The organism is Streptomyces sp. NPDC015532 (genome assembly GCF_043078065.1).
GTDB lineage: Bacteria > Actinomycetota > Actinomycetes > Streptomycetales > Streptomycetaceae > Streptomyces.
Window position 1 is genome coordinate 214,963 of the sequence record NZ_JBIBSY010000003.1, and the last position, 24,823, is coordinate 239,785.

Below are 24,823 nucleotides of genomic sequence, written 5' to 3' on the forward strand. Positions count from 1 at the left end.
ACCGAAGGACGGTCAGCTCTTCTGGCCGTCCTTCAGCGTCGCCACCGCGTCCTTGGCCGCCTTGATGGCACCCTTGTTGATCACGTCGGTGGCGGGCGCCTTCTTGGTCTCGAAGTCGCTGCCGTTGTAGGTGACGACCACCAGGGCGTTGGACGCCCGGACGACGACCACGCCCTCACGGGTCTGCTGCTTGTCCTCCGTGCTGAGATTGACCACGGAGTAGGCGGAGTCGCCGAGACCCGGCACCGGCCCGCCTCCGCTCTTGTCCGCGACCCGGTCCTTGTAGGCCTTCTCCGCCGCGGCGTTCGACTCCTTGATCTCGTACGAGACGTCGAGCCAGCGGTAGTCGAAGCCCTTCAGGGCGTTCCACGAGCAGGTGCGGCGCACCGCCTTGTCGGTCGACGCGATCTCCTGGCCCGCCGTCTTGGCGTCGGGGACCAGGGACTTGATCGTGGCGACCTGGACGCCGGCACAGGGGGCGGGCGAGGCGGCGAACGTCTTGACGGCAGCCGACGCCGAAGGAGCCGACGATGCGTCGGATGTCTGTTTTTGCGTTGATGTGTCCTCGGCGTTGGGGGTCGCTGCGGACGGGCCCGCGGCCAGGGCCCAGCCCGCGGAGGCGAGCAGAGCGACCGGCAACAGGCGCGCGGCGAGCGCGAGCGGCAGAGGAAGAGAACCCAAAGCGCACTTCTCGTGGGGGATGGTGCGGAGGAGTCCGCACTGCGGACGGGACGCCAGTGTCACATGAGACGCCGTGGTGCGGAAGGGCCGACCGGCGTCATGCCCGTGTGATGACAGTGACTCACCTTGGCGTCGATTGACTGACGCTGCGGCAAGATGTCTGTTTTGTTCGACCCGATGATCGCCCATTTCTCCGTATCGCATCGCATCGCGCTCGGTCCGTACCCTGCCCCGGGGGTGCCGGGCGGCGTGCCCCGGCCGCGCGACGACGTGGCCGCCCCGCCGCGGCCTTCCCCCAACTCGCCCTGTACGTCAGTGAGTCGGGCTCAGCGGCCGGCGCGAGGTGATGTCCTTCACGGGGCTTTCGTGCCATGATCGGCCCATGATCGCGACGAACCGGCGACGTGCCGGCGCGGTGGCCCCCGTCGGCCCCCCGGCCCGGTCCGAAGTCCCCACCGTCTCCTTACCCGTGCGCGGCACTCCTTCCCGCACCGCCGTTCCGCGGGAGAGGTGGGTACGCGCGGCCCTGTTCGTCTGCCTGATCGCGACGGCCACCGCCGGGTGCGGCCTGTCCGCCGAGATCGACCGCGAGCGCGACCCCGGACGGACCTCCGTCCCCAAGCCCGGGCCGAGCGTCGTCGGGACCGACGCCGCTCACCTCCCGGACCCGTCCGCGCCCCCCGGCGGCTCTCTCGTCATCGAGGTGCCCGAGCCGTCCAGGGCCGTGCCCACCCAACAGGGCCACGGCTGCCCGGCGTCCGGCCTGCGCCTCGACGCCGGCCCGGGGGACGCGGCCATGGGCCTGCGCGGCATGACGCTGACCCTCACCGACTGCGGCAAGCGCCCGTACAAGGTGAACGGCCACCCGGCCGTCGTCCACGTGCTCGACCGGGACGGCGCCCCGATCACCGGCGTACGGGGCGTGACGGGGACGGATCAGGTGTTCATGGCCCCCGCCGATCCGGGCCCCGAGCCCTTCACGCTCCACCCGGGCGAGAGCGCGCGGGCGTCCCTGTACTGGCGGATGGCGGCCCAGGACGGCGTGTATCTGCGGATCGCGCCGCAGCGGGGGCAGCGGGCCGTCACCCTCCGGCTGCCCGCACCCCTCGACATCGGTCCCGAGAACATCCTGGGGACCACGGCCTGGGTGCCCGCGCCCTGATCCCGCGCCCACCCTGCCGTCCGCGCCCGGACGGATGCCATAGTCGGGGCCGAGGCCGATCGCTCCGTACCGTGAGGTGGCAGGCATGTTCACGACCCGACCCACCCTCCAGGGCACCTTCGGCATGGTGTCCTCCACACACTGGCTCGCCTCGCAGTCCGCGATGGCCGTCCTGGAGGACGGGGGCAACGCCTACGACGCCGCCGTCGCGGCCGGTTTCGTCCTGCACGTCGTGGAACCCCATCTCAACGGACCCGCCGGCGAGGTCCCGATCATCCTGGCCCCCGCCGACGGCCCCGTGCGGGTGCTGTGCGGGCAGGGCGTCGCGCCCGCCGGAGCGACCGTCGCCCACTACAGGAGCCTCGGTCTGGAGCTCGTACCCGGTACGGGCCCGCTCGCGGCCGCCGTGCCCGGCGCGTTCGACGCGTGGATGCTGCTGCTGCGTGACCACGGCACCAAACCGCTCGCCGACGTCCTGAAGTACGCCATCGGATACGCCGAGGACGGCCACGCGCCCGTGGAACGCGTCGGCGAGACGGTGGACTCCGTACGCGCGCTCTTCGAGACGGAGTGGACCTCGTCGGCCCAGGTGTATCTGCCGGACGGCCGGTCACCGCGTCCCGGCGAGCTGTTCCGCAACCCGGCTCTCGCCGCGACCTGGCGGCGGCTGCTCGACGAGGTCTCCGGCGTGGGGGACAGAGTGGCCGAGATCGACGCGGCACGGGAGGTGTGGCGCTCCGGCTTCATCGCCGAGGCCCTGGTCCGGCAGGCCGGGCGGCCCACCATGGACACCAGCGGCAAGCGCCACACCGGAACCCTGACGGCCGCCGACCTGGCCGGCTGGTCCGCGGCCTACGAGGCACCGGCGACGTACGACTGGCGGGGCTGGACCCTGTGCAAGGCGGGCCCCTGGAGCCAGGGCCCCGTCCTCCTCCAGCAACTGGCGCTGCTCCCGCCCGAACTGCCCCGCTACGGCTCCGCCGACTACGTCCACCTGCTCGTCGAGGGCTGCAAGCTCGCCATGGCCGACCGGGAGGCCTGGTACGGCGACGCGGCCGAGGTACCGCTCGGCGACCTGCTGTCGGAGCCCTACAACGCCGCCCGGCGGACGCTCGTGGGCGACAAGGCGTCGTACGAACTGCGCCCCGGCAGTCCGGGCGGCCGCGATCCGCGGCTGAGCGGGCACGCGCGCGTGGCGGCCGCCGAGGAGTCCGGCTTCGACGCGCTCGCGGTGCCCGGCGCCGGTGAACCCACCCTGGGCCGCGCGGCCGCCGAACCCGAGGTGGCGCCCGACGGAGGCACCCGGGGCGACACCTGCCACCTGGATGTCGTCGACCGCTGGGGCAACATGGTCGCCGCCACCCCCAGCGGCGGCTGGCTCCAGTCGAACCCGGTCGTCCCGGAACTGGGATTCCCCCTCGGCACACGGCTCCAGATGGCCTGGCTTGAGGAGGGGCTGCCCAACTCCCTGACCCCGGGCCGCCGCCCCCGCACCACGCTGACGCCGTCCGTCGCGCTGCGCGACGGCGTGCCCGTCATGGCGTTCGGCACCCCCGGCGGCGACCAGCAGGACCAGTGGCAGACGCACTTCTTCCTGTCCGTGGCGCTGCGCCCGCAGGTGCGCGGCGGACTCGACCTCCAGGGCGCGATCGACGCCCCGAACTGGCACAACGACAGCTTCCCCAGCTCCTTCTACCCGCGCGGTATGCGTCCGGGCGGCCTCACCGTCGAGTCCCGCACGGACGAGGGGGTCGTCGAGGAACTGCGCCGCCGGGGGCACGACGTCACAGTCGCCGAGGGCTGGTCCGAGGGGCGCCTGTGCGCGGTGGCCCGCGATCCCGGGACCGGCATCCTGTCGGCGGGGGCCAACGCGCGCGGGATGCAGGGGTACGCGGTCGGCCGCTGAGGCCGGTGACGTTCTCCGTGTCGGGAGCCCGGGCCGGTCCCGGTGATCGCGCGGCCCCGGGAATTCATGGTGATTCCACCCGGAGTACCCCGGAGGGGTGAGGATTGTCAGTGGCGCGTGTTGTCATGGAGCCATGATCGAAGACATCGAAACCATCGACGAGTTTCTCGCGCACCACGCGTCCGACGTGGAACACGCCGTCCGCAGGGCCGCCGCCGCCGAGATCATGCCCCGGTTCCGGCAGCTCTCCGCGGACGAGATCGACCAGAAGTCCGGCCCGCACGATCTGGTGACGGACGCCGACCGCCTGGCCGAGAAGTACCTCACCGAGGCCCTGACCGCGCTGCTGCCCGGCTCGGTCGTCGTCGGCGAGGAGGCGGTGCACGCCGACCCGGCGACCTACGAGGCGATCCAGGGCACCGCCCCCGTCTGGATCGTCGACCCCGTCGACGGCACCAGGCAGTTCGTGCACGGCGACACCGGGTTCTGCACGCTGGTCGCGCTCGTGCTGGACGGCGTGGTGCGGGCCTCGTGGACGTACGCGCCCGCGCGCGACGAGTTCGCCACCGCGATACGGGGGCGCGGGGCCGTGCTCGACGGCGTGCCGCTGCGCTCCGGTTCGCCGGAGCCCGGCCGTGACCTCGACATCGCGACCTCCCACCCGGACTACACCACGGACGAGCAGAAGCGAGCGCTCCTCGGACTGCGCGTCGAGGGCGTCGTCCCGCGCCCGTGCGGTTCGGCCGGCCTGGAGTATCTGGCCATAGCCCGCGGCGAGTTGGACGCCACCGCGTTCAGCTGGGAGGCGGCCTGGGATCACGCCGCGGGACTCCTGCTGGTCGAGGAGGCGGGCGGCGCCCACCTGACGCTCGGCGGCGAGCCGTTCCGCGTCACCGGGGGCAACGCGCTGCCGTTCACGGCGGCCCGGGACGAGGCCACGGCCCGCCGGGTGACCGCCCTGCTGGCGGCACCGTCCGAGCGGGTGGCGGCCGGAGCCTGAGCGGGAGATCCACGCTCCGCGCGGGACGGGGATCCGGTGCGGCGGCCGTCGCACGGTACGGGGGGTTTCCCTCCAACGCCCCGTACCGTCAAGGCTGTCAGTCCTCCGGCATATCCTGATGTTCAGTGGCCGTCGGCTGACGAAGGAGTCCGAAGGTGCCGTCGATGCTCGATGCGGTCGTGGTGGGTGCGGGGCCGAACGGACTGACGGCTGCCGTGGAGCTGGCCCGCCGGGGCTTCTCCGTGGCCGTGTTCGAGGCCCGCGAAACGGTGGGCGGGGGATCGCGCACCGAAGAGCTGACCCTGCCCGGGTTCCGGCACGATCCGTGCGCGGCGGCGCATCCCCTCGGGATCAACTCGCCGGCCTTCCGGGCGATGCCCCTGGAGCGGTACGGCCTGGAGTGGCTGCACGCCGAGCTCCCCATGGCGCACCCGTTCCCGGACGGCTCGGCGGCGGTGCTCGCGCGGTCCGTGGCCGAGACGGCGGCCTCCTTCGGGCCGCGTGACGCGGGCGCGTACCGCAGGCTCGTCGCTCCGTTCCTGAGCAAGTGGGACACCCTGGCGCACGACTTCATGTCACTGCCGCTGACCGCGCTGCCCCGGGACCCCGTCACCCTCGCGCGCTTCGGGCTGGCCGGGCTGCCGCCGTCGACCTGGCTGATGCGCCGCTTCCGCGACGAGCGGGCCAGAGCCCTGTTCGCCGGTCTGGTGGCGCACGTCATGGCACCGCTGGAGGGAATCGGCACGGGTGCCGTCGGCCTGGTCTTCGCGCTGGCCGCGCACGCCCGGGGCTGGCCCGTGGCCCGTGGCGGCTCGCAGTCCATCTCGGACGCGCTGACCGCGTATCTCCAGGACCTCGGCGGCACCGTCCACACCGACTACGAGGTCAAGCGCCTGGACGATCTGCCCCCCGCGCGGGCCTACGTCTTCGACACCTCGCCCAAGGCACTCGCCCGTATCGCGGGTTTCGGGCGGTACTACGAGGGATACCGTTACGGCGCGGGCGCCTTCAAGATCGACTACGCCCTGGACGGGCCCGTGCCCTGGACCGCCGAGCGGGCCCGTGTCGCCGGGACCGTCCAGGTCGGGGCGAGCCGGGCGGAGATCGGCACCGCGCTGCGGGCGGCCTCGCGCGAGGGCCGGGCGCCCGACGCGCCGTTCCTGATCACGGTGCAGCCGAGCGTCGTGGACCCGTCGCGCGCTCCCGAGGGCAAGCAGGTCTTCTGGGCCTACGGCCATGTCCCGAACGGCTGGACCGGAGACCTCACGGACGCGATCGAACGCCAGCTGGAGCGGTTCGCGCCGGGCTTCCGCGACCGGGTCCTGGCCCGCGCGACCGCCGGACCGCCCGTGCTCGCGGCCCGCAACGCCAACTACGTGGGCGGCGACATCGCCTGCGGCGCAGCGTCCGGACTCCAGCTCATGCTGCGCCCCAGAGTGTCCCTGTCCCCGTACAGCACCCCGCATCCCGCCGTCTTCCTGTGCTCCTCGGCCACCCCGCCCGGCCCCGGAGTGCACGGGATGTCGGGGCACAACGCGGCGAAGGCCGTCTGGAGAAGGCTGAGAGAGTCATGACCACGATCACCCTGGTGCAGGGCGACATCACCCGGCAGAGCGTCGACGCCGTCGTCAACGCGGCGAACTCCTCGCTGCTCGGCGGCGGGGGCGTCGACGGAGCCATTCACCGCCGGGGCGGCCCGGCGATCCTCGCCGACTGCCGCAAGCTGCGTGCCGGCCACTACGGCAAGGGACTGCCGACCGGCCGGGCGATCGCCACGACCGCGGGCGACCTCGACGCGCGCTGGGTGATCCACACCGTGGGTCCCCGCTACGCCCGGGAGGACGACCGGTCGGAGCTGCTGGCCTCCTGCTACCGCGAGTCGCTGCGGGTCGCCGACGAGCTCGGAGCCCGTACGGTCGCCTTCCCCGCCGTCTCCGCGGGCATCTACGGCTGGCCGATGGACGACGCGGCGCGCATCGCGGTGGAGACCGTCCGGGCCGCCGAGACCGACGTCGAGGAGGTCCGCTTCGTGCTCTTCGACGAGCGCGCGTACGACGCCTTCGCCGGGCAGCTGTGACGACCGGCCGGACGCGGGGCGCCGCGGGCTGAGCGAACCGGGGCGACAGGCTGAGCGAACCGGGGCCGGGCCGCCGACGCCGGCTCAGGACGGTGCCGGGTTCGCCGGGGTCGTGTGGCGGCAGGGGACCGGTGCTGTGTGTCGGGGTGGGCGGATCGTCGAGGCGCGTCGCCCGGTCACAGGGGCAGGTCGACCACCAGAGGACGGTGGTCCGAGACCGGGGTGCTCGGCGCGTGCGCGCCGACGGCGGCACCCGCCTCGATGCCGGTGGCCAGCACATGGTCGAGCTGGACGAGAGGGCGGTGCGAGGGGTAGGTGGGCGTACGGGCCAGATCCCGCCAGCCGCGCGGCAGCGCCGGGATGCCGGCGGACCGGGTCCCCGCTCCGCGGCCCGTTCCGGCCGGACCGAGGACCGTTCTCGGAACCGCGCCGGGCAGGTTGAAGTCGCCGAGCAGCACGCGGGGTCCGGGCAGGTCGGCGATCCACGCGCGGACGGCGAGCAGCTGACGGACGTTCCAGCCGGGCACGAACGACAGATGCAGTGCCACCACGGTGAACGGCCCGCGGTTTCCCTCCAGGACGGCGGCCAGCGCGGCCCGCGGCTGGTCCCTGGACAGCGTGAGTCCACGGCGTCCGGGTGTCCGCAGCGGCATGGGGACCGGAGCCGGGGCCAGCCGACGGGCTCTCCAAAGCCGTACGGGCAGCCGGGACAGCAGGGCGATGCCGTGCGAGGGGACACCGTCACCCGCCTCGGCCTCGCGCGGCCCGTAGACCCGCAGACCCGGTTCGGACGGTTCCGGGACCCAGCCGCCGCCCGCCTTCGCCATGCCATGGAACGCGGACGCGTAACGCCAGTGCGGCGCGCCGGACCCCACGGCCACGGCGGACGCCTGGTCCACTCCGCCGGAGCGTTCCTGGAGCCGGTCCACTTCCTGGAGTGCCACCACATCGGCGTCCAGCGACGCGACGGCCCGCACGAGCGGCGTCTCGGGGCCGCCCGCCATCTGGACCGAGACGGGTCTGCCGTCCACCAGCGTCCGGCCGTGCAGCACGTTGAACGTCGCGAACCGCACCCGCCCGGAGCGCGAGGAGCCGGGACGATCCGTCTCGGAAGGTGTCATGCCCGCGACCGTACCCGCGCAAGGTCAAGCGGCGGCCGGTCTTCCGGCAGTCAGGGCGGTACCGGAGCACGGCGGTGATGTCAGGACCGGCGCCGGCGTGTGAACGGGCTCGCCCCTCTCCCGCAGTTCTGCAGTGGTCCTGGGAACGTCGCAGGTGCTGTTCGAGTCCTGGCTGACCGTCGACCACTCGCTCACCGAGCCTGATCGGGCAGCGTACGGTTTCAAACAGTGGTGCCATGGACGCCAGTTGTCCAAATGATGTGCCGATCAGGTACCAGCCGGCGAACGGGGAACGGGTGGACAACGAAGGGCGCCGTCCTGATGCAGCGGACATCGGGATGGCCGGATGCGGATGGCTCCTGATCGTGGCCGTCATCGCCATGCCGGGACTCATCCTGAATGACGGACCTCTGACCGTGTACCTGGTCATTGTCGGAGGGGTGATCGGGTTTCTCTGGGCACGTAAGAGGCTCCTCCGCTGACGGGATTCTCCATCGGCGAACCCCTTTTCCACCCTCTGGGTGTACGGGGACTTCAGTCAGCTCTTTGACCGGCGAAGCCATGGCCGTAGGAACAAGACTTGGCCGAGGTCACCGGCGGACGGTTTCTTCGACCGGGCAGGTTCGCCGGTGCGGAGACAGTCGGGCGCGGGTATCGGTTCTCATGGGCCGTTGCCTCCCAGGAGGTCGCGCAGGGCTTGCTCCTCCTGGTGGCTGAGCCCGGTCACGAACTGCCGGAGGGCCGCGATCGGGTCGGGCCCGCGGTCGAGGGCCTCGTGCATGGCCTCGGCCGTCAGCTGGGCCGCGTTCTTGGCGGGGCGGTACGCGCCGCGCCGGCCGTCAACGTCCCGGAGCACCAGACCCTTGTCGTACAGACGTCTGAGGATGGTGTGCACCGTGTTGTAGGCGAGCCCGCCGCCGATCTCGGCCTGGATCTCGGCGGGCGTCAGGGCGTCGTCCGTGGCCCACAGGGTGGCGAGGACCTCGCTCTCCAGTTCGCCCGCGTTGCGCCGTTCCGCCCTTCCGTGGGGACCTGTGCCAGCCATGCCCGTCACCTTACAGCGCGTAGCCAAGCCGGTAACGGGGCCGGTCGGGGGTGTGCGCCCGGGGGATCTGCGCTCGGCGCATACCACCCCCGGGTACCTCCTCGTACGGCTGTCCCGTTCGGCGCCTTCTTCCGGTGAGCGGTAGTTTGTCCATGATTTCCTGGCTCCCGGCCTCACCCTACGTCTTGTAGGGTGAGGAAACCCTACAGCGTGTAGGGCTGAAGGGTGGACGATGGCCAAGACCCTGAACCTCCCGCTCGTCGGCGCCCGGCGGCCCGGACCGCCGGACAGGGCGGCCCGGGTGTCCCGGCGCCCCGGCGACGCGGGCGTGCTCGGGCTGGTCGCGGCCGCCTTCGTCCTGGCCCAGTTGATCCTCGTGCACCCAGGGACGGGTCTCGGCTGGGACGAGACCGTGTACGTCAGTCAGGTCTCCCCGCACGCCCCGGCGGCGTTCTTCAGCGCGCCACGGGCCCGCGGGGTCTCCCTGCTCGTCGCGCCGGTTGCCTCCTGGTCGTCCTCCACCACCCTGCTGCGGATCTACCTCGCCCTGCTCTCCGGACTCGGCCTGTTCGTGGCCCTGCGCGTGTGGCGCGGACTGTTTCCGGTGCGCGTCCTCGCCCTCGCGGGAGCCCTGTTCGCGACGCTGTGGGTGACCCTCTTCTACGGCCCGCAGGTCATGCCCAACTACTGGGTCGCGATCGGCGCCCTCGTCTGCGTCGGCTGCTTTCTGCGGGCCCGGGCGGGCGGCCGCGACCGGGCGGTGCTGTGGGGGACGGGGCTGAGCGCCGCGCTGATGGCCTGGATGCGGCCCCCCGACGCGGTCTGGGTGACGCTGCCCCTCCTGGTCCTCGCCGTCGTGGCCCCCCGGTGGCGGCGGGTCCGGCCGCTGCTCGCGCTCGTCGCGGGCCTGGCGGCCGGAGCGGCCGAGTGGATCATCGAGGCGTACGTGAGCTACGGCGGCCCGGGGCAACGGCTCGCCGACGGTTCGCGCATCCAGGGCGGCCTCGGCTGGAACATCGCGGTCGGCGACCAGATGCGCAGCCTCGGCGGACGCGTGCTGTGCCGGCCCTGCACCGGCGGGATGCCGGACCCCACGGTGATGGCGTGGTGGTTCGTCCTGCCGCTGATCGCCGCCCTCGGCCTGGTGACCGCCGTCAGGGCCCGTCGCCCGGCACCCACCCTGCTGCTCCTGGCCTGTGCCACGACAGCGGGGATCCCGTACCTCTTCATGATCGGATACGCGGCCCCGCGCTTCCTGCTGCCGCTCTACGCCCTTGCCGCGATCCCCGTCGCCGACGCCCTGGTGCACCTGGTCACCGCCGAGGGCCGGTGGCGGCCGGTGGCCGTGACAGTGGTGGCCCTCGGCCTCGCGGGGCATCTGGCCGTGCAGTTCGCGGTGCTTCAGGCCACGGTGCGGCGCACCGCCGACAGCCACCACGGCTGGGCGGTTACGGCGGCCGAACTGCGCAGGCGCGGGGTGCGGCCGCCCTGCGCGCTGACCGGCCATCGGGCCGTGCCCATCGCCTTCTACGCCGGCTGTTCCTCCGTGGCGACCGGCAGGCCCGACGCCCACGCCACCGCGGCGGACATCGCGCGTTCCCTCCGGCACATGCCGGTCGCGGTCCTCACGACACCGGGAGGCGAGCCGCCCGGATACGCCCGCGCCTGGTCACCCCACCGCGCGGGTGACGTCGACGTCTACGTCTCTCCGGGAGCGAGGAGGCGTACGCCGTGACCCCTCCGCCGAAGACGCCTTCACCGGCGGGCAGGACGCGGGCGGCCCACGGCGGCGACGCGGCCGACGCGGACCGGCCTGTCCGCGGCGAACCGGTGGGCGACCCGCCGCCGGGGCCGGCCGGGAGCGGTGCGCCCGGCGGCGCGCCCGTGTCCCTCGCCGGGTCCCGGCCGACGGCCGACGGTCCGGGAGGGTCTTCGCCCGCGCCGGTGCGGGGCCCGGGCGCACCGTCCTCCCCCTCGCAGGCCGACGGCGGCTGGGCGGCCGCCGGCCGGCGACTGTCCGTACGGGACGGGCGGGTGGGCCGGCACGCCGGGCTCTCGCTGCTCGTGCTGGTGGCCGCCGGGTTCCTCGCCCACCGCCACTGGCCGGTGATCGAGGCGGGAGCGGGCATGCTCGCGCACGCCGACCGGGGCTGGCTGCTGGTGGCGGCCGTCGCCACCCTGGCGACCTGGGTGTGCTCCGCCCTCGCCCAGCAGGGCGCGGTGGCGGAGCCGCTGCCCGCCGGACGGCTGGTGGCGGTGCAGTTCGCGGCCGCCTCCGCCAACCACGTACTGCCCTCGGGCCTCGGCGCGGGAGCCGTCAATCTGCGCTTCCTGACCCGGTGCGGACTGCCCCTCGCCCGTTCCGCGACCGCCCTCGCGGTGAAGGCCTGTGCCGGGACCGTCGTACGCGGCTGTCTCATCGGCGGACTGGCCCTGGCCTGTCCCGGCGCGCTTCGCCTCCCCCGGCTGGCGGCGAGCGCCTGGACCGTGGCCGCCTGGACGGCCGGCGTCGTCGTGGCCGCCGTCGCCGCGGCCCTCTTCGCCGGACCGCTGCGACGGGCGTTGCGTCGGGTGCTCCTGGACGTCCGCGCGGTGCACGAACTCCCCGCGCGGGCCGCCGCGCTGTGGGGCGGCTCGCTCGTCTTCGCCGCGCTGCACGCCACCGTGGTCATCGCCGTCGCCCAGGCCATCGGACTGCCGCTGTCCCCGGCCCGGGTGGCCCTCGTCTACCTCGCCGCGAGCAGCGCCGCCGTCCTGCTGCCCACTCCGGGTGGCCTCGGCTCCCTGGACGCCGCCCTCGCACTGGCCCTCACGCTCGCGGGGGCGCCCGGCGGGGCGGCGGCGTCCACGGTGCTCGGCTACCGGCTGCTCACCGTGTGGCTTCCCCTGCTCCCGGGGCTGGTGACGCTGGGCGTGCTGATCCGCCGCCGGGTGCTGTGAACGAGGGGCGGGCCCGGGTCCGTACGGCGGTCAGGATCTGTTCAGGCTTCCGCTGACACCCTCCGGCCTCATGACCTACGAGACGACAGATACCTCCAGGACTCCTGAGGCGTACGGCCGCACCGGGGCCCCGGACCCCGCCGGGCACCGCCCGCGCCGGAACAAGGTGCCCGAAGTCACCGCGTACTTCTGGATCATCAAGGTGCTGTGCACGACCGTCGGCGAGACCGCCGCCGACCTCCTGAACGAGAAGCTCGGCCTCGGCCTGACCGGTGTCTCGCTGCTGATGAGCGGGCTGCTGGCGGTCGTCCTGGTGGTCCAGTTCCGTACGAGGAGCTATCTGGCGGGCATGTACTGGCTCGCCGTGGCGCTGATCAGTGTCGTCGGGACGCTGATCAGCGACAACCTCACCGACAACCTGGGCGTGCCGCTGGAGACCAGTACCGCCGTGTTCGCGGTCGCCCTCGCCGTGACGTTCCTCGTCTGGTACCGCCGCGAGGGGACGCTGTCCATCCACAGCGTTGACACGCTCTCCCGCGAGGCCTACTACTGGCTGGCGGTGCTGTTCACCTTCGCGCTCGGCACCGCGGCCGGTGACCTGGTCGCCGAGCGCATGGCCCTCGGGTACTGGGTCTCCGCGGTGCTGTTCGCCCTCGCGATCGCCGCAGTCGCCGTCGCGCACTTCGCGCTCGGCCTGAACGCCGTGCTCAGCTTCTGGATCGCGTACATCCTGACCCGCCCGCTGGGCGCGTCGGTCGGCGACTACCTCTCGCAGCCGACCGGCGACGGCGGCCTGGGATGGGGCACGGTCGTCACCAGCGTGCTGTTCCTGACGGTCATCCTCGGTCTGGTGGTCCATCTCTCGATCACCCGACGCGATGTGACCGGCGCCGACCGGCGCCCCCTTCGGGCGACCTGACCGCGGACGGGCCGCCGCCGGAACGCTCCGCCGGCGGCCCCCGGGCCCTTCACCCCGCCCTTTCACCCCGGCGGCAGGCCGACCACGAAGGTGGCGCCCGAGGAGCCCGTCTCCTCGTGGTGGACCTCGCCGCCGGCGGAGCGGGCCAGGCGTCGCGCGAGAGGCAGACCGAGGCCCGCCCCGTCGTGTCCGTCCCCGGGATCGGCCCGCTGGCCCGGCTGGAAGAGCCGCGCCGCGAACGACGCGGGGACGCCGGACCCGTCGTCCCCGACCTCCACGCGGACGCCGCCGGGCCGTGCGCAGGCCCGGAGTTCGACGCGGGCGCGGGCATGCCGCAGAGCGTTGTCGAGCAGGGGACTGACGATGCGCTCCAGCAGGGCGTCGGGCACCCCGGCCACCGGGCCCGTCCGGGGGCCGGCGACGGTGATCCGCACCTCCGGACGGGTCGTGGCGGCACCGGCCGCGAGCCGGCGCAGTACGGATACGACCTCGCTCGTGCCCGGTACGGCACACGCGCTGTCACGGGCGTCGTCGAGCAGCGTGTCGCAGATCGTGCGCATGGACCGGGCGGCGTCCGACAGGGCCTCCTGCGTGGCCCGTGTCTCCTCGGCGGACCGGGGCCGGGACTGCCACCAGTCGAGCTCGGCGATGATCCGGGCCAGTGGGTTGCGCAGTTCGTGCGACAGCTCCCGGGTGAGCTGCCGCTCATGGCGCAGCAGGGCGCGGATGCGGTCCAGGAGCGCGTCCAGCGACCCGCCCAGCCGGGCGAGTTCGTCGGGTCGGCCGCTCCCGCCGAATCGTTCCTCGGAGGCCACGGCGCTCCAGTGCGTGGCCTGGTCGGTCATGGCGCGCACGGGACGCAGGGCACGCCCCACCGCGAGGCGTGTCAGCACGTAGGTGCAGGCGAGCATGGCGGCGTCGAGGGCGAGCGACGCGAACAGCAGGGTGTCGGCCGAATCGCGGTAGGGGTTCAGGTCGAGGGCGGTGACGACGGTGGCGCCGGTACCGCCCCCCGGCACCGGTCGCGCGCACAGCCGGACCGGGTCGTGGGTCGGGGCGGTGACGCAGCGCGTCCCGCCCCGGGCGGCGAGTGCGCCCGCCGCGCGGGTGAGCGGGCCCGCGGCGGAGGCCGCGGGCGGCTTCTCCAGGAGCCGGCCGTCGGCGTAGATCCACACGTTCGCGTCGAGCAGCTCCTCACCCGGCGTCTCCAGAACACGCACCCGGGCGCCGCCGGTGTCGACCGTCGCGGCGACCGCCGTGCCCCGGGTACGCAGTTCGTCGTCCGCCTGATGCCAAAGGTGCTGTCGTACGACGGTGTTGAACGCCACCGTGAGGATCACCATCAGCAGCGTGGCGGTGGTCAGCGCGACCAGCGACAGCCGGCCCCGCAGGGTTCCGGGGCGCCGCCGTCGGGTGGCGAACGGACTCATGGGCATGTCTCCTGCACGGAATCCGTCGCGGCGGCCGTGCGCGGGGCGGTCGGCGAAGCCTTCCATGCCGACGCCTTCCGGCGCCGTGGGCGGGGGACCCGGCCTCATGACAGGCGGTGTCCGACGCCCCGCGCGGTCGTGACCGTCAGCTCACTGCCGCCGTCCCGGAGCTTGCGGCGCAGCCGGGTCAGGTACTGGTCGAGCGTGTTGTCGCTGACCTGGGCTCCCTCCGGCCAGCCGGCCCTGGTCAGCTCCCGCCGGCCGACGATCGCCCCGGACGCCGCCATCAGGGCCGCCAGCAGCCGGAACTCCGTGGGAGTCAGCGCAACGCGAAGGCCCCGCACGGTCAGGCTGTGCGCGACCGGGTCGAGCACCAGGTCGCCCGCGGTCTCCGCCGGACCCGGTCCGGCGCGCCTGAGGGCCGCCCGCAGCCGGGCCGCCAGCTCCGTCAGATGGAACGGCTTGGGCAGGTAGTCGTCGCCTCCGGCCGCGAAGCCGGCCAGCCGGTCGGTGAGATGGTGGTGGGCCGTCAGGAAGATCACGGGGGCGAGGAAGCCGTTGGCCCGGATCGCCTGGCACACGTCCCGTCCGTCGGCGTCGGGCAGGCCGACGTCCAGGACGGCCGCGTCGATGCCGTCGCCGGCCAGCCGCAGCGCGGTCGCGCCGTCCCGCGCCGGCACGGCGTCGAAGCCCTCGTCCCGCAGCCCGCGCCGCAGGACGTCACGCAGGGCGTGGTCGTCCTCGACGACCAGGATCCGCCGGGGCATACGGGCCGCTCACCCGCTCTTCACGAGCCGGGGCGCGACGAGCAGGGCCCCGAGCCGCGACGCGACGAGCGGGTGCCCCGACAGACCGGGCAGCCTGCGCAGAGCCGTCGCCATCGCCATGGCGACCAGTGTGCCGACGAGCACACCGGCGGCGACGTCGTGCGGATAGTGCACGCCCACCCAGACCCGGGAGGCGGCCATCGCCCCGGCGGCCACGATCGCGACGGTGCCGAGGCGGCGCGAGACGAAGAACAGGGCGGCGGCCGCCGCGGCCGCGATCGCCGCGTGATTGCTGGGGAACGACCAGTCACCGGGAGCCGGGCACGCCTCCAGGGTCGCCACCCGCAGGCTCTGACAGGGCCGGTCCTCGCGCACCAGCAGCTTCAGGCCGAGATCCACCCCGTACGCCACGACCACGACGACCGGCGCGGCGAGGGCCGTCAGAGCCGCCCCGGGGCTCTCGCGCCGCGCCCGCCACCAGCCCAGCAGCATCAGCACGGCGAACAGTCCGAGCCCGTACGTCGACCAGAACGACACCAGACTGTCGAGCCACGAGGGGGAGTCCTCGGCGAGACCGGTCACGTACCGGTAGGCGGAGCCGTCGATCGAGGAGCCGTCGAGTGCCGGGATCATCCCTGGGCCTCCTCGCCCGCCGCGCCCTGTCGGCGCGAGCGGTACAGCTCGGCGGCGAGCGGGGCCAGGGACACCAGGACGATGAACGCGATGATCGGGAGCAGATAGCGGTCGACGTTCGGGATGGAGGAGCCCAGCGCGTACCCGCCGAGGGTGAGGCCGACGCTCCAGACGAGGCCGCCCGCCACCTGCCACACGGTGAAGGTCCGCACCGGCACGCCCAGGGCGCCCGCCATCGGGTTCAGCACCGTACGCACGACGGGCACGAAGCGGGCCAGCACGATCGCCTTGGCGTGGCCGTACCGCTCCAGGAGCTCCTCCGCGCGGTGCGCGCCCGATTTCAGACGGGGGGAGGAACTCCGGGCGAGCAGGGCACCGCCCGCCTTCCGTCCGATCAGATAGCCGGTCTGGGCACCGGCGAGCGCGCCCGCGGCCGCGGCGATCAGCAGCGGGGCGAGGGACAGCTTCAGGCCGTCGTGCCCCGATCCCGTGCAGAGCAGTCCCGCTGTGAACAGCAGTGAGTCACCGGGCAGGAAGAAGCCGATCAGCAGACCGGTCTCCGCGAACATCACCACGCCCACCCCCAGCACCCCGAAGGCGGCGAGCAGGGACTGCGCGCTGAGAATATTCACGGCGAGGTCGGACGCTGTGAACATCGGTGCGGACGTCATCGCGGACCCTCTCATACTGGAAGGGGCGGGCGCGGTCGAAACCCACGCCCGGCTGACTACAATTCTGTAGACGGTCTACTGAACTGTAGACGATGGTGGGGTGAGGATCGTTCCCATGAGCAGTGACAAGGACGAACGCCGACCGGCGGGCGAGCTGGAGGCCAGCGTGATGGCGGCTCTCTGGGCCGCGGGGGTGCCGCTCACGCCTGGACGCGTGCAGACCGAGCTGGACTCCGGGCTGGCCCGGACGACGGTGACGACGATCCTGTCCCGGCTGCACGAGAAGGGCATCGTCGGCCGCGAGCGGCTGGGCCGGGGCTACGCGTACTTCCCCGTCCAGGACCCGCACGGCCTCACCGCGCGCCGCATGCACACCGAGCTCGACCGCGACGACGACAGGGAGACCGCGCTGGCCCGCTTCGTCGCCCAGCTCAGCCCCGACGACGAGCGGCTCCTGCGGGATCTCCTGGAGCCGGATCCCGGCACGCGCCCGGAACCGGGCGCCGGATGATCCTTCTCCTGATGGTCCCCCTGCTCGTCCCCTTCGCGCTGGGGCCGCTGGCCCGCCGCTGCCTGGACCGGCTCACCCCGGTCGCCGCGCTGTGGTCGGTGACCCTCGCGCTCGTCGTGCTGGCCGGGGCCTCCGTGGCCTCGCTCGGCGCGCTCGTCCTGACCGGCCTGCTCAAGATGCCCCTGTTCGCGGGTCTCGGCGACCTCGTCCACCCGCTGCGCACGGCCTCGGACCTCGTCGTCCTGCCCGCGGCGGCCGCCGCGACGGGGGTGCTCACCGTCGGCGCCTGGACCGTCGTCCGCTCGGCCCTGCGCCAGCTGCGCGCCTTCCGCACCGCGCGCAGCCAGGCCGACCGCCGTCCCGCCGCCGGCGACCTGTGCGTCATCGAGTCGCCGCACCCCGACGCCTACGCGCTCCCCGGCCGGCCGCACCGCATCGTCGTCACCACCGCGATGCTCCGCAGTCTCGGCCCCGACGAGCGCGAGGCCCTCTTCGCCCACGAGCGGGCCCACAACGCGGGCGGCCACCACCGCTTCCTCGTCGTGGCCGAACTCGCGGCCCACTGCCACCCCGGCCTGCGTACGGTCCGCGCGACCGTCGCCCTCGCGGCGGAGCGCGCCGCGGACGAGGCCGCGGCCGTCACCGTGGGGGACCGGAGGCTGATCGCCCGCGCCATCGCCCGCGCCGCCCTGGCCGTCGGCGAGGCCCGCACCGGGCGCCCCGACTTCGCCCCCGCGGCCACCACGGGTCCCGTCCCCCAGCGGGTCGCCGCCCTGCTCTCCGCCCCGCGGCACCGCCCCCGCGCCGCCGCCTGGATCGCCGTCCTCCTCGCCGCCTGCGCCGCCGTCTCGGCCGGCGCGTCGGGGGCGGGTGTCCTCGCCTTCCACCACGAGGTGGAGGTCGCCCAGGGCGAGGAGGCCCGCTGACGGGATCCCGGCCGGGAGTCGTCGGGGCCCCGGGCGCAGGTCAGCGGCCGGGCAAGGTCGATGTCGGATTCTCGCCAGCCCCGCCCTCCGGGGTGCCCGATGCTGGAGGCATGCAGAACGGGATGCACACGGACACGGAGCGCTGCGTGCGTGCCGTCCGGTCGAAGGACGCGCGTTTCGACGGATGGTTCTTCACCGCGGTGACGACGACGAGGATCTACTGCCGGCCCAGTTGCCCGGTCGTGCCGCCGAAGCCCCGGAACATGACCTTCTTCCCGAGCGCCGCCGCCTGCCAGCAGGCCGGATTCCGGGCCTGCAAGCGCTGCCGCCCGGACACCAGTCCCGGCTCTCCCGAATGGAACCACCGTGCCGACCTGGTGGCCCGCGCGATGCGGCTCATCGGCGACGGGGTCGTCGACCGCGACGGGGTACCGGGCCTGGCCGCCCGGCTCGGCTACAGCACCCGCCAGATCGAGCGGCAGCTCCTGGCCGAGCTGGGCGCGGGACCCCTGGCGCTCGCCCGCGCCCAGCGCGCCCAGACGGCCCGGCTGCTCATCGAGACGACACCGCTGCCGATGGCCGAGATCGCCTTCGCCGCCGGCTTCTCCTCCATCCGCACCTTCAACGACACGGTCCGTGAGGTCTTCGCGCTGTCCCCGAGCGAGCTGCGCGCCCGCCTGCCCAGGAACCGGGCCGGAGCCACGGCCGGGGCTCAGGGCATGCCGGGCGTCCTGAATCTCCGGCTCCCCTTCCGGGCCCCGCTCAACCCCGACAACCTCTTCGGACACCTCGCGGCGACCGCCGTACCCGGGGTGGAGGAGTGGCGCGACGGCGCGTACCGGCGGACGCTGCGACTGCCGTACGGGCACGGCGTCGCCGCTCTGACACCGATGCCGGACCACATCGCGTGCCGGCTGACCCTCAGCGACCTGCGCGACCTGGCCGTCGCCATCAGCCGCTGCCGCCGCCTGCTGGACCTGGACGCCGATCCGGTGGCGGTCGACGACCAGCTGCGCACGGATCCGCTGCTGGCGCCGCTGGTCGACAAGGCCCCCGGCCGCCGGGTCCCGCGCACCGTGGACGAGGCCGAGTTCGCCGTACGGGCGGTGCTGGGGCAGCAGGTCTCCACGGCCGCCGCGCGGACCCACGCCGCCCGCCTGGTCATCGCGTACGGCGATCCGGTCGACGACCCCGGGGGCGGGCTCACCCACCTCTTCCCCTCGCCGCAGGCGCTCGTCGCCCTGGACCCCGAGTCGCTCGCCATGCCCCGCACCCGGCGCACCACCTTCTCCACGCTGGTGGGTCAACTCGCCGAGGGAAAGCTGCGCTTGGGGGTGGAGAGCGACTGGGAGCAGGCACGGGCCAGGCTTCTGGAGCTTCCCGGCTTCGGCCCCTGGACCGCCGACGTGATCGCGATGCGCGCCCTCGGCGACCCGGACGCCTTCCTCCCCACCGACCTCGGAATCCGGCGCGCCGCACAGGAGTTGGGGCTCCCTTCCACCCCTGCCGCCCTGACGGCCCGTGCCGCGGCCTGGCGCCCCTGGAGGGCCTACGCGGTCCAGTACCTGTGGGCGACGGACAGCCACCCGATCAACTTCCTGCCGGAGCGGACGAGCGCCCCGCACCCGTCGGAGGCCAGGGGGTCCGCCTCCCGTACGGCGACGCCCCGCACCCGCACTCCGCGGCCTCCGCGTACTCCGAGCACCTCACGCACCGCACGCACCTCACGCACCTCACGCACCAAGGACGCCCAGTGAAACGGCACACGGTCATCGACAGTCCCTACGACCCCCTCACGCTCGTCGCCGACGACGACGGCGTCCTGTGCGGTCTCCACATGGTCGGTCAGCGCCACCGGCCCCCGGAGGAGAGCTTCGGCGAGCGCGACGACACCCTTTTCGACGAGGTGACGGAGCAACTGAACGCCTACTTCGAGGGCGGGCTGAAGGAGTTCACCGTCGAACTGCGCATGAACGGGACGCCCTTCCAGCGCGGTGTGTGGGACCAGCTCCGGCGGATCCCCTACGGCGAGACCCGGTCGTACGGCGAACTCGCCGAAGCCCTGGGCAACATGGGCGCCTCCCGCGCGGTCGGCCTCGCCAACGGCAAGAACCCGATCGGGATCATCGTGCCCTGCCATCGCGTGATCGGCGCGAGCGGCGGCCTCACCGGATACGGCGGCGGCCTGGACCGCAAGCGGCAACTCCTGGACTTCGAGAGCGGGTCGGCCCTCTTCTGACCGCTCCCGCATCCCCGCCGGGCCGCCGAGAACGTCGGTCGCCCGGCCGGAGGCGCGGTTGGGCCGGACGCGCGGTTGGGTCGGCGGTGCGGTTGGGTCGGCGGTGCGTGGCGGCCAATGATCAATACGGCTTGATAACAGACGGCAACCGTTTCGGAGTTGGCGTTGTCTGAACCCCTATGAAGATCTCCTTTCTGCTCCACAACGCCTACGGGATCGGGGGCACGATCACCACCACCTTCAATCTGGCCCGTGCGCTGGCCGCACGGAACGAAGTGGAGATCGTCTCCGTGCTGCGGCACCGCGAGCGGCCGACCCTGTCCCTGGATCCCGGAGTCTCGTTGAGGTCGCTGGTGGATCTGCGGCAGGAGAAGGAGCACCCCTCGCATCTGAGACCGTCTCGGGTGTTTCCTCGCGCCGAGTACCGGTACCGGCAGTACAGCGAGCTGACCGACCGGCGGATCGGCGAGTGCCTCGCGGCGACCGACGCCGATGTGGTGATAGGGACCAGGCCCGGGCTCAACGTGCATCTGGCGCTCCAGGCTCCGCGGCACGTCGCGCGGATCGGTCAGGAGCACCTCACCCTGGACAAGCATCCGCCCCGGCTGCGTTCCGCCCTGCGCAGGGCCTACCGCCGGCTCGACACGCTCACCACGGTGACCGAGGCGGACGCCACCGCCTATCGGCGCAAGATGCGGATGCCCGGAGTGCGGGTGACGGCCCTGCCGAACAGCGTGCCGGAAACCGTGCTGCCGCCCGCCGACGGCGCCGCCAAGGTGATCATCGCGGCCGGCCGTCTGGTCCCCGTCAAGCGGTACGACCTGCTCATCGAGGCCTTCGCGCTGGTCGCCGCCGAACACCCCGACTGGCGACTGCGCATCTACGGCAAGGGCGAGGAGCACGAGAGGCTGCGGCGGCTCATCGCGGATCTCGGCCTGTACGACAGCGTCCTCCTGATGGGGGTGGCGACCCCCATGGAGGCGGAGTGGGTCAAGGGCTCGATCGCGGTGGCGGCCTCCGACTACGAGGCCTTCGGCATGACCATCATCGAGGCGATGAGCTGCGGACTGCCGGTGGTGAGCACCGACTGCCCGCACGGACCGGGGGAGATCATCGAGGACGGCGTCGACGGCCGGCTCGTGCCGGTCGGGGACCGTGACGCGCTGGGCGAGGCGCTGCGGGGACTGGTCCGCGACGACGAGTGGCGCCTGCGCGCGGGCCGTGCGGCCCGGAAGAACGCGCGGCGATTCGCTCCGGGCCCCGTCGTCACCCAGGCGGAACGCCTGTTCGCCGAGGCCGTGTCGGCGAGAAGAGAGGGCCGGCCGGTCCTGAGGGAACGCTCCGGCGTGAACCGCGTCCTGATCAGCCAGGGCTTCGCCCTGCGCGACGCCGCCCACAGCGCGGCCGACGGGGTGGCGCGCACGCTGAGGAGGCAGGGATGAGCACGGACGAGGAGACGCGCCCCCACGTGGGCTGCGTGATCGGTGCGGACGGCCGCATCACCTTCGACCTGCCGCCCGGGGCGCCCGAAGGGCAGCAGCTGCTGCTGCGCCTGCGCCCGAAGAAGGGGCAGCCCGAAAAGACGGTCCACGTCCTGGACTTCGAGCCCGCCGGTGAACGCCAGTGCGCCGCCCTGAACGCGCGACCCGTTCTCACGGAGGGCCGCTGGGACGTCTACCTGCTCCAGGAACCCGGATCCCAGCGGCAGCGTCCGCGCGCAGGTCTGCGCGACCTCCGGGCACTCGTCGACGGACACCGCCGCCCCGGGCCGTCCCCGCTCGCCGTCCGGATCCCCTACGTCACCAAGGACGGTCACCTCGCGGTGCGCGCCTGGCTGCGCGACGCCCACGCGGAGGCCGACAGCGTCGACGTCGGCGCTCGCTCGATGACCGTCAGGGCGTGCCTGCACGGCGCCTCGCTCCAGGAGGGAGCCGTCGTGAGCCTGCGTCTGCGGGGTGCCGGCGCGACCGCTGTCACCGTCGAGCCGCGTGCCGGGGACGACGGACGGAGCCTGTCCTTCACGGTCGACTACGCGGAGCTGGCCGCCGGGGTACCGCCGGAGGGAGGCGTCTGGGACGTCTTCGTCCGTCCCGGCGCTGAAGCACCCCTGACGCGCGTCGGCCGTCTCCTCGACGACCTCGCGGACCGCAAGAAGATCGTCGTCTACCCGGTGGCCGACATCGGTGGTACCGCCCTGCGCCCCTACTACACCGTCGACAACGACCTCTCCGTGGAGGTGACGGGAAAGCCGTGACCGGCCGTGACCGGCCATGACCTGTATGGCGGACCGTGGTCTTCCTCCCGGGTGACCCCGGTGGCGTGAGCGGCACGATCACCGGTGTCTGGAGGAAGGGAGGGCAGCCAGAGAGCGGGAGACCATGGAGCGGAAGTACAAGAGCCTCGCGACGGCCCGGGCCGCCGGGGTGGCCGGGGTGGCGTTCGCGATCCTGATGGCCGCGGCGATCGTGCTGGTGCGCGTCGCGCTGCCCGACGGCGGGGACGAGGTGACCCTCGACGCCGGACAGCGCGGTGGTGTTCGGACGGCGCTGGAGCTGGTGCCGTTCGCCGGGATCGCGTTCCTGTGGTTCATGGGCGCTCTGCGCGAGCAGGCGGGCCGGGCCGAGGACCGGTTCGTCGCCACCGTGTTCCTGGGCAGTGGCGTGGTCTTCGTCGCCACCCTGTTCGCCGCCGCCGCGGCGGCCGGTACCGTGCTCGGCGAAAGCCCGCAGGGCCCTTCCTTCGGCAGCCACTTCGCCTACGCCCTGCTGACCACGTACGCCATGCGGATGGCCGCGGTGTTCATCATCACGACCTCGACCATCGGCCGCCGGCTCGGCGCCCTCCCGCGCCCCCTCGTCGTCGTCGGCTATCTGGCGGGCCTGACACTGCTCGTCGCGGGAACCGGCGTGCCCTGGTCCGAGCTGGTCTTCCCCGCCTGGGCACTGCTCCTCAGCCTGAACATCCTGCGGGGCCGCCCTCCCGCCGCGGCACGGCCCGCCGCCCCGGACTGACCTGGCCGCACCGCTCACTCGAACGGTCTTCTCCTCGTCGCAGCTTCCCGTCCGGCCACCGAGAGTGGGGCGCATGAGGGTTGAACGGGCCGTTGGAGAGGACCGATCCCGTGGTCAGGATTGCCGTCGATCTGAACCGCTGTCAGGGGTACGCGCAGTGCGCGTTCCTCGCGCCCGAGATCTTCGCCATGCACGGCGAGGAGGCACTGCTGTACGCCCCGGAGGCCGACGCGGCACAGCGCGACAAGCTGGCCCAGGCCGCCGCGGCCTGCCCGGTCCAGGCGATCCTCGTCGACGCCGTGGAACCCGATGCCGTGGAGCCCGGCGCCGTGGACACCGGCGGCGGGGAATCCGGTGCCGCGGACGCGCCGGCCGGGGCGGTGTCCGGTGGCCGGTGACGGATCCCTGGAACGGCTCAAGCGTGACGGCCGCATCGTCGTCGTCGGTGCGTCGCTGGCCGGTCTGCGGGCAGCCGAGACCCTGCGGGACAAGGGGTTCGCCGGGTCGCTGACCCTGATCGGTGACGAGTCCTGCGAGCCGTACGACCGTCCCCCGCTGTCCAAGCAGGTGCTGCTGGGCAGGGCGAGCGCGGAGCGTACGGCCCTGCCCAGGCTCAGGGCCGTCGACGCGACCTGGCGGCTGGGCACCGCGGCCACCGGCCTGGACATGGCCGCCCGGCGGGTGCGGCTGGCCGACGGCGACGAGGTGCCGTACGACCGGCTGCTGATCGCCACCGGCGTCCGGGCGCGACCGTGGCCGAACCAGGCCGAGGCGGACCTCGACGGCGTCTTCGTGCTGCGGACCCGGGACGACAGCGCCGCGCTCGCGCGGCGGCTCGACGCGGGCCCCGAGCGGGTCCTGGTCATCGGCGCCGGATTCACCGGCTCGGAGATCGCCTCCGCCTGCCGTGAACGCGGCCTGTCCGTCACCGTCGCCGAACGCGGCGCCGCGCCCCTGGTCGGCGCGCTCGGCGGGGTCGTCGGCGCGGTCGCCGCCGAGATGCATCGCGAGCACGGTGTCGACCTGCGGTGCGGGGTCATGGTGACCGCGCTGGAGGGCGACGCCTCGGGAAGGGTGCGTGCCGCGCACCTGTCCGACGGCACCACCGTGGAGACCGACGTCGTGATCGTCTCGCTCGGCGCCCTCCGCAACACCGAATGGCTCGCCGGGTCCGGACTCGGCGCGGGTCCCCGGGGCATCGCCTGTGACGCAGGATGCCGCGCCTTCGACATCCGCGGCATCGTCACCGACGACATCTACGCCGCCGGTGACGTCGCCCGCAGCCCGCACGCCCTGTTCGGCTACCAGTTCCTGTCCCTGGAGCACTGGGGCAACGCCGTGTCGCAAGCCCGGATCGCGGCACACAACATGCTCAGCGAGAGCACCGACCGCCTGCCCCACATGGAGGTTCCGGCGTTCTGGTCCTCGCAGTTCGGGGTCAACATCAAGTCCGTCGGGATCCCCTCGATGGGGACGGAGATCCTCGTCTCCCAGGGCTCACTGGCGGATCACCGGTTCCTCGGCGTGTACGGGTACCAGGGGCGCGTCATCGGCGCCGTCGCCTTCGACCACGGCCGGTGGCTGCCGTTCTACCAGGAGCTGATCGAGACCACCGCGCCGTTCCCGCCGCCGTTCGCCACGGTGGACCGGCGCCCGGAGGGACAGCGGCCGCTCGACGCGGACTTCCCCGACCCCTCGGTCCCCACCCACGGCCCCACCGTGACCCTCAGCGGATACTCGCCGGCCGACCGCCGGATGACGTTCACCCCGGCGCACTGACCGCA

At 73.4% G+C, this 24,823-nt stretch carries 23 protein-coding genes and 1 pseudogene; 17 read left to right on the forward strand and 7 right to left on the reverse strand.

The features are described from left to right. Positions 1-12: 12 nt before the first annotated feature. A complete protein-coding gene (locus ACF07B_RS12230; RefSeq protein WP_369482155.1) occupies positions 13-681 on the reverse strand; it encodes a hypothetical protein in 669 nt (222 codons plus the stop codon). Positions 682-1,063: 382 nt separating this feature from the next. On the opposite strand from ACF07B_RS12230, the gene ACF07B_RS12235 reads away from it, so the two are divergent. The 5 genes from ACF07B_RS12235 to ACF07B_RS12255 all read left to right on the forward strand — a co-directional run bounded on the left by ACF07B_RS12235 (position 1,064) and on the right by ACF07B_RS12255 (position 6,826). Next, positions 1,064-1,843 carry a DUF4232 domain-containing protein gene (locus ACF07B_RS12235; protein WP_392178891.1) on the forward strand — a complete coding sequence of 260 codons (780 nt, stop codon included), beginning with the start codon at positions 1,064-1,066 and terminating at the stop codon, positions 1,841-1,843. Positions 1,844-1,928: 85 nt separating this feature from the next. Further along, a complete protein-coding gene (locus tag ACF07B_RS12240) occupies positions 1,929-3,749 on the forward strand; it encodes a gamma-glutamyltransferase family protein (RefSeq protein ID WP_392178892.1) in 1,821 nt (606 codons plus the stop codon). Positions 3,750-3,882: 133 nt separating this feature from the next. Next, positions 3,883-4,749 (forward strand): inositol monophosphatase family protein, encoded by an 867-nt coding sequence (locus ACF07B_RS12245; RefSeq protein ID WP_392178893.1) that lies wholly within the window; start codon positions 3,883-3,885, stop codon positions 4,747-4,749. A gap of 164 nt (positions 4,750-4,913) precedes the next feature. Then, positions 4,914-6,323 carry a phytoene desaturase family protein gene (locus ACF07B_RS12250; RefSeq protein ID WP_392178894.1) on the forward strand — a complete coding sequence of 470 codons (1,410 nt, stop codon included), beginning with the start codon at positions 4,914-4,916 and terminating at the stop codon, positions 6,321-6,323. Beyond that, positions 6,320-6,826, forward strand: coding sequence for an O-acetyl-ADP-ribose deacetylase (locus ACF07B_RS12255; RefSeq protein ID WP_362392056.1), 507 nt, complete (start codon positions 6,320-6,322; stop codon positions 6,824-6,826). Before ACF07B_RS12250 ends, ACF07B_RS12255 begins: the two co-directional genes overlap by 4 nt. A gap of 176 nt (positions 6,827-7,002) precedes the next feature. On the opposite strand, the gene ACF07B_RS12260 is transcribed toward ACF07B_RS12255, so the two are convergent. Both ACF07B_RS12260 and ACF07B_RS12265 read right to left on the reverse strand, forming a co-directional pair. After that, positions 7,003-7,947 carry an endonuclease/exonuclease/phosphatase family protein gene (locus ACF07B_RS12260; protein ID WP_392178895.1) on the reverse strand — a complete coding sequence of 315 codons (945 nt, stop codon included), beginning with the start codon at positions 7,945-7,947 and terminating at the stop codon, positions 7,003-7,005. Between the two features lie 661 nt (positions 7,948-8,608). Beyond that, the gene (locus ACF07B_RS12265) at positions 8,609-8,992 is read right to left on the reverse strand and encodes a BlaI/MecI/CopY family transcriptional regulator (protein ID WP_392178896.1); all 384 of its coding nucleotides are present in this window, start codon (positions 8,990-8,992) and stop codon (positions 8,609-8,611) included. A gap of 232 nt (positions 8,993-9,224) precedes the next feature. Between ACF07B_RS12265 and ACF07B_RS12270 the strand changes: the two genes are divergently transcribed. The 3 genes from ACF07B_RS12270 (at position 9,225) to ACF07B_RS12280 (ending at position 12,851) form a co-directional block, all read left to right on the forward strand. Then, entirely contained in the window at positions 9,225-10,727 is a 1,503-nt protein-coding gene (locus ACF07B_RS12270; RefSeq protein ID WP_392178897.1) for a hypothetical protein, read from the forward strand. Positions 10,728-11,005: 278 nt separating this feature from the next. Then, positions 11,006-11,932 (forward strand): YbhN family protein, encoded by a 927-nt coding sequence (locus ACF07B_RS12275; protein WP_392179192.1) that lies wholly within the window; start codon positions 11,006-11,008, stop codon positions 11,930-11,932. Between the two features lie 70 nt (positions 11,933-12,002). After that, positions 12,003-12,851 carry a hypothetical protein gene (locus tag ACF07B_RS12280; RefSeq protein WP_392178898.1) on the forward strand — a complete coding sequence of 283 codons (849 nt, stop codon included), beginning with the start codon at positions 12,003-12,005 and terminating at the stop codon, positions 12,849-12,851. Positions 12,852-12,913: 62 nt separating this feature from the next. Here ACF07B_RS12280 and ACF07B_RS12285 read toward each other — a convergent pair whose 3' ends face one another. The 4 genes from ACF07B_RS12285 to ACF07B_RS12300 all read right to left on the reverse strand — a co-directional run bounded on the left by ACF07B_RS12285 (position 12,914) and on the right by ACF07B_RS12300 (position 16,352). Continuing rightward, positions 12,914-14,281 carry a sensor histidine kinase gene (locus tag ACF07B_RS12285; protein ID WP_392178899.1) on the reverse strand — a complete coding sequence of 456 codons (1,368 nt, stop codon included), beginning with the start codon at positions 14,279-14,281 and terminating at the stop codon, positions 12,914-12,916. Between the two features lie 104 nt (positions 14,282-14,385). After that, on the reverse strand, positions 14,386-15,048 hold the full coding sequence (locus tag ACF07B_RS12290; RefSeq protein ID WP_384236896.1) for a response regulator transcription factor: 663 nt from the start codon (positions 15,046-15,048) through the stop codon (positions 14,386-14,388). A gap of 9 nt (positions 15,049-15,057) precedes the next feature. Further along, on the reverse strand, positions 15,058-15,681 hold the full coding sequence (locus ACF07B_RS12295) for a phosphatase PAP2 family protein (protein ID WP_392178900.1): 624 nt from the start codon (positions 15,679-15,681) through the stop codon (positions 15,058-15,060). Further along, positions 15,678-16,352 carry a DedA family protein gene (locus ACF07B_RS12300; protein WP_392178901.1) on the reverse strand — a complete coding sequence of 225 codons (675 nt, stop codon included), beginning with the start codon at positions 16,350-16,352 and terminating at the stop codon, positions 15,678-15,680. The genes ACF07B_RS12295 and ACF07B_RS12300 overlap by 4 nt, the downstream gene beginning before the upstream one ends. A gap of 115 nt (positions 16,353-16,467) precedes the next feature. On the opposite strand from ACF07B_RS12300, the gene ACF07B_RS12305 reads away from it, so the two are divergent. The 9 genes and pseudogenes from ACF07B_RS12305 (at position 16,468) to ACF07B_RS12345 (ending at position 24,818) form a co-directional block, all read left to right on the forward strand. Continuing rightward, entirely contained in the window at positions 16,468-16,863 is a 396-nt protein-coding gene (locus tag ACF07B_RS12305) for a BlaI/MecI/CopY family transcriptional regulator (protein WP_369485408.1), read from the forward strand. Next, positions 16,860-17,789: a M48 family metalloprotease gene (locus ACF07B_RS12310; protein WP_384236901.1), complete on the forward strand. Its 930-nt coding sequence runs from the start codon at positions 16,860-16,862 to the stop codon at positions 17,787-17,789. The genes ACF07B_RS12305 and ACF07B_RS12310 overlap by 4 nt, the downstream gene beginning before the upstream one ends. A gap of 110 nt (positions 17,790-17,899) precedes the next feature. Then, positions 17,900-19,393: pseudogene (locus ACF07B_RS12315) on the forward strand (DNA-3-methyladenine glycosylase 2 family protein); the annotation flags it as partial. Positions 19,394-19,542: 149 nt separating this feature from the next. Continuing rightward, positions 19,543-20,028: a methylated-DNA--[protein]-cysteine S-methyltransferase gene (locus ACF07B_RS12320; RefSeq protein ID WP_392178902.1), complete on the forward strand. Its 486-nt coding sequence runs from the start codon at positions 19,543-19,545 to the stop codon at positions 20,026-20,028. 179 nt (positions 20,029-20,207) lie between these two features. Continuing rightward, positions 20,208-21,470, forward strand: coding sequence for a glycosyltransferase family 4 protein (locus ACF07B_RS12325; RefSeq protein WP_392178903.1), 1,263 nt, complete (start codon positions 20,208-20,210; stop codon positions 21,468-21,470). Further along, entirely contained in the window at positions 21,467-22,282 is an 816-nt protein-coding gene (locus tag ACF07B_RS12330) for a hypothetical protein (RefSeq protein WP_384236909.1), read from the forward strand. Before ACF07B_RS12325 ends, ACF07B_RS12330 begins: the two co-directional genes overlap by 4 nt. Before the next feature lie 124 nt (positions 22,283-22,406). Next, the gene (locus ACF07B_RS12335) at positions 22,407-23,039 is read left to right on the forward strand and encodes a hypothetical protein (protein WP_392178904.1); all 633 of its coding nucleotides are present in this window, start codon (positions 22,407-22,409) and stop codon (positions 23,037-23,039) included. 110 nt (positions 23,040-23,149) lie between these two features. Further along, a complete protein-coding gene (locus ACF07B_RS12340; RefSeq protein WP_392178905.1) occupies positions 23,150-23,437 on the forward strand; it encodes a ferredoxin in 288 nt (95 codons plus the stop codon). Further along, positions 23,427-24,818, forward strand: coding sequence for an NAD(P)/FAD-dependent oxidoreductase (locus tag ACF07B_RS12345; RefSeq protein ID WP_392178906.1), 1,392 nt, complete (start codon positions 23,427-23,429; stop codon positions 24,816-24,818). The genes ACF07B_RS12340 and ACF07B_RS12345 overlap by 11 nt, the downstream gene beginning before the upstream one ends. The last annotated feature ends 5 nt before the right edge of the window (positions 24,819-24,823 follow it).

Bases quoted from the DNA above. Each gene is read 5' to 3' on its own strand.
- ACF07B_RS12335 (WP_392178904.1), top strand. From the start codon at position 22,407: ATGGAGCGGAAGTACAAGAGCCTCGCGACGGCCCGGGCCGCCGGGGTG.
- ACF07B_RS12290 (WP_384236896.1), bottom strand. From the start codon at position 15,048: ATGCCCCGGCGGATCCTGGTCGTCGAGGACGACCACGCCCTGCGTGAC.
- ACF07B_RS12235 (WP_392178891.1), top strand. From the start codon at position 1,064: ATGATCGCGACGAACCGGCGACGTGCCGGCGCGGTGGCCCCCGTCGGC.
- ACF07B_RS12295 (WP_392178900.1), bottom strand. From the start codon at position 15,681: ATGATCCCGGCACTCGACGGCTCCTCGATCGACGGCTCCGCCTACCGG.
- ACF07B_RS12325 (WP_392178903.1), top strand. From the start codon at position 20,208: ATGAAGATCTCCTTTCTGCTCCACAACGCCTACGGGATCGGGGGCACG.
- ACF07B_RS12280 (WP_392178898.1), top strand. From the start codon at position 12,003: ATGACCTACGAGACGACAGATACCTCCAGGACTCCTGAGGCGTACGGC.
- ACF07B_RS12240 (WP_392178892.1), top strand. From the start codon at position 1,929: ATGTTCACGACCCGACCCACCCTCCAGGGCACCTTCGGCATGGTGTCC.
- ACF07B_RS12270 (WP_392178897.1), top strand. From the start codon at position 9,225: ATGGCCAAGACCCTGAACCTCCCGCTCGTCGGCGCCCGGCGGCCCGGA.
- ACF07B_RS12285 (WP_392178899.1), bottom strand. From the start codon at position 14,281: ATGAGTCCGTTCGCCACCCGACGGCGGCGCCCCGGAACCCTGCGGGGC.
- ACF07B_RS12330 (WP_384236909.1), top strand. From the start codon at position 21,467: ATGAGCACGGACGAGGAGACGCGCCCCCACGTGGGCTGCGTGATCGGT.
- ACF07B_RS12250 (WP_392178894.1), top strand. From the start codon at position 4,914: ATGCTCGATGCGGTCGTGGTGGGTGCGGGGCCGAACGGACTGACGGCT.
- ACF07B_RS12245 (WP_392178893.1), top strand. From the start codon at position 3,883: ATGATCGAAGACATCGAAACCATCGACGAGTTTCTCGCGCACCACGCG.
- ACF07B_RS12305 (WP_369485408.1), top strand. From the start codon at position 16,468: ATGAGCAGTGACAAGGACGAACGCCGACCGGCGGGCGAGCTGGAGGCC.
- ACF07B_RS12260 (WP_392178895.1), bottom strand. From the start codon at position 7,947: ATGACACCTTCCGAGACGGATCGTCCCGGCTCCTCGCGCTCCGGGCGG.
- ACF07B_RS12310 (WP_384236901.1), top strand. From the start codon at position 16,860: ATGATCCTTCTCCTGATGGTCCCCCTGCTCGTCCCCTTCGCGCTGGGG.
- ACF07B_RS12265 (WP_392178896.1), bottom strand. From the start codon at position 8,992: ATGGCTGGCACAGGTCCCCACGGAAGGGCGGAACGGCGCAACGCGGGC.
- ACF07B_RS12300 (WP_392178901.1), bottom strand. From the start codon at position 16,352: ATGACGTCCGCACCGATGTTCACAGCGTCCGACCTCGCCGTGAATATT.
- ACF07B_RS12255 (WP_362392056.1), top strand. From the start codon at position 6,320: ATGACCACGATCACCCTGGTGCAGGGCGACATCACCCGGCAGAGCGTC.